This window comes from Streptomyces sp. C (assembly GCF_000158895.1).
Classification (GTDB): domain Bacteria; phylum Actinomycetota; class Actinomycetes; order Streptomycetales; family Streptomycetaceae; genus Streptomyces; species Streptomyces racemochromogenes.
The window spans coordinates 7,301,704-7,303,396 of record NZ_GG657750.1 but is presented as its reverse complement, the minus strand read 5'-3'; the positions used below and the strand labels follow the sequence as shown (position 1 = coordinate 7,303,396).

The 1,693-nt window shown below is 76.1% G+C and carries 2 protein-coding genes; both read left to right on the top strand.

Annotated elements, in window-relative coordinates; genetic code table 11:
• The first annotated feature begins 464 nt into the window (after window positions 1–464).
• Window positions 465–986, top strand: a complete 522-nt coding sequence (locus tag SSNG_RS32470; protein ID WP_042802529.1) for a MarR family transcriptional regulator — start codon at window positions 465–467, stop codon at window positions 984–986.
• A 137-nt stretch (window positions 987–1,123) separates the two neighbouring features.
• Window positions 1,124–1,678, top strand: coding sequence for a hypothetical protein (locus SSNG_RS32465; RefSeq protein ID WP_007268180.1), 555 nt, complete (start codon window positions 1,124–1,126; stop codon window positions 1,676–1,678).
• Window positions 1,679–1,693: the final 15 nt, after the last annotated feature.

Sequence of the window (1,693 nt, the reverse complement as noted above, 5' to 3'; positions counted from 1 at the left end):
CCGGCGCAGGTGACGTCGAACCCGCCCTCGGATCTCAGCAGGGCGTGCGAGCGCCGACCTCACGAGGCTGACGCTGTGCAGGACGAGGACCTTGGTCATCGGGGCTCTCCTCGGGTGCTGATCAACGGGCACCAAGCGGGTGCCCAGCAACCACCGGGTAGGAACGTGGACCCGCGCGGCGCAGGGCGGCACATGGCCGAAGCCCGGCACCCGGCGGGGAGCCGCCCGGGCGGCCGCACCCGCGCCACGCTCCGCCGGAGCGGCCGCGACTCCGGGGCGGGCGCGCCGGCGGACCGAAGCGGTAGGGCTGATTCCGGGCACTTTCGGCGGGGCGCGGGCCGCCCCGCGCCGGCCCGTCGGCCGGGACCGAGGGTGCCGGAGCCTGCGGCGTCGCGCAGGGCTCCTCCGAGGGCCCCGGGACGGTCCACTTGACCGGCGATCTGATTAGCCGCCATACTTCTTTCGTGACCCAGCACCCCGACAGCGGCCCCGACGCCCCCACCGTCGACCAGGCCCGCCGCCAGATCGCCCGCTACGGCCTCACGGCCGATCCGCAGGCGATCCTGGTCGCGGCGCGGCTGATGGCGGCGGGCGCCCGGCTCGGCCAGGCCGGCGAGGTGCACTTCGGCCGCTTCGGCCTCTCCACCGGCCGCTACCGACTGCTGGCCGACCTGGAGGACCACGGCGGCGAGAAGTCGCCCTCCCGGCTCGCGGCGAGCCTCGGCGTCTCCCGGGCCACGGTGACGGGCCTGGTCGACGGCCTGGAACGGGAGGGGCTCGTGGCCCGCCGGCCGTCCACCGAGGACGGGCGCGGCAACGTGGTGATCCTCACCGCGCGCGGCGCCGACAAGCTGCGCGACCTGGCGCCGGAGCACTTCGGCCGGATGCAGGGCCTGGTCGCCGGCCTCTCCCCCGAGGAGCGCACCACTTTCCTCGACCTGCTGGCCCGGGTGGTCGCGGGCATCGACTCGCTCACCCGGGACTGACCCACCCGGGGGCGGGCCGCCACGAGGCGGCCCGCCTTACTTCCAGGCAGATAATTAGGCCCCTAATCAGCCAGACAAGAGGCGGCTCAGCCATGACGTACTGGTTAGCCACCTAAATACCTCTGACAGGAGACCCCATGACGAGCACGAAGGCTCCCGGCGCTCCCCCGCCGACCGCCCTGTGGCCCGACGTCCTGGCCGCCTACGCCATGCCCGCCCTGACGGCCGGGCTCGCAGGGGCCGTCACCGGGCAGCCGCAACTGGTGGCCGCGGCCCTCACCACCATCGGCGGCACCTCCGCCCTGGTCGCCGCCGTCCTCGGCGCGGTCCTGCGGCGTCGTCGCGCGCACATCCGGCCCGTCCGCACCCCGCGCGCGCTCGCGGCCGCCGGCCTGGGCCTGGCGGGCGCGGTACTCGCTCTGGCCGCCGGACTCGCCGCCGCCCACTGGCTGCCGCAGGTCCCAGCCCTCTCCGACAGCCCCTGGCCGCGCCGGCTGCCGGTCGACCTGCCGGTCTCCGCGGCGATCGCGGCCGCCATCACCGCCTGGCGCCGGCTCCCCACCGCCCCCCCCTCGCCTCCCCGTAAGGAACACACCGTGATCGTCATCATGGGCGCCGCCGGCGCCAACGGGGGGGGCCCACCCCTGCGCAGCCTCGGGGCCCTCGGCGTACCCGGGCTTCCGGGTCCCTGAGCCGCGACCCCGCCC

What these genes read in the sequence shown, in the direction of transcription:
- SSNG_RS32465 (WP_007268180.1), top strand. Translation starts at nt 1,124, where the DNA reads ATGACGAGCACGAAGGCTCCCGGCGCTCCCCCGCCGACCGCCCTGTGG.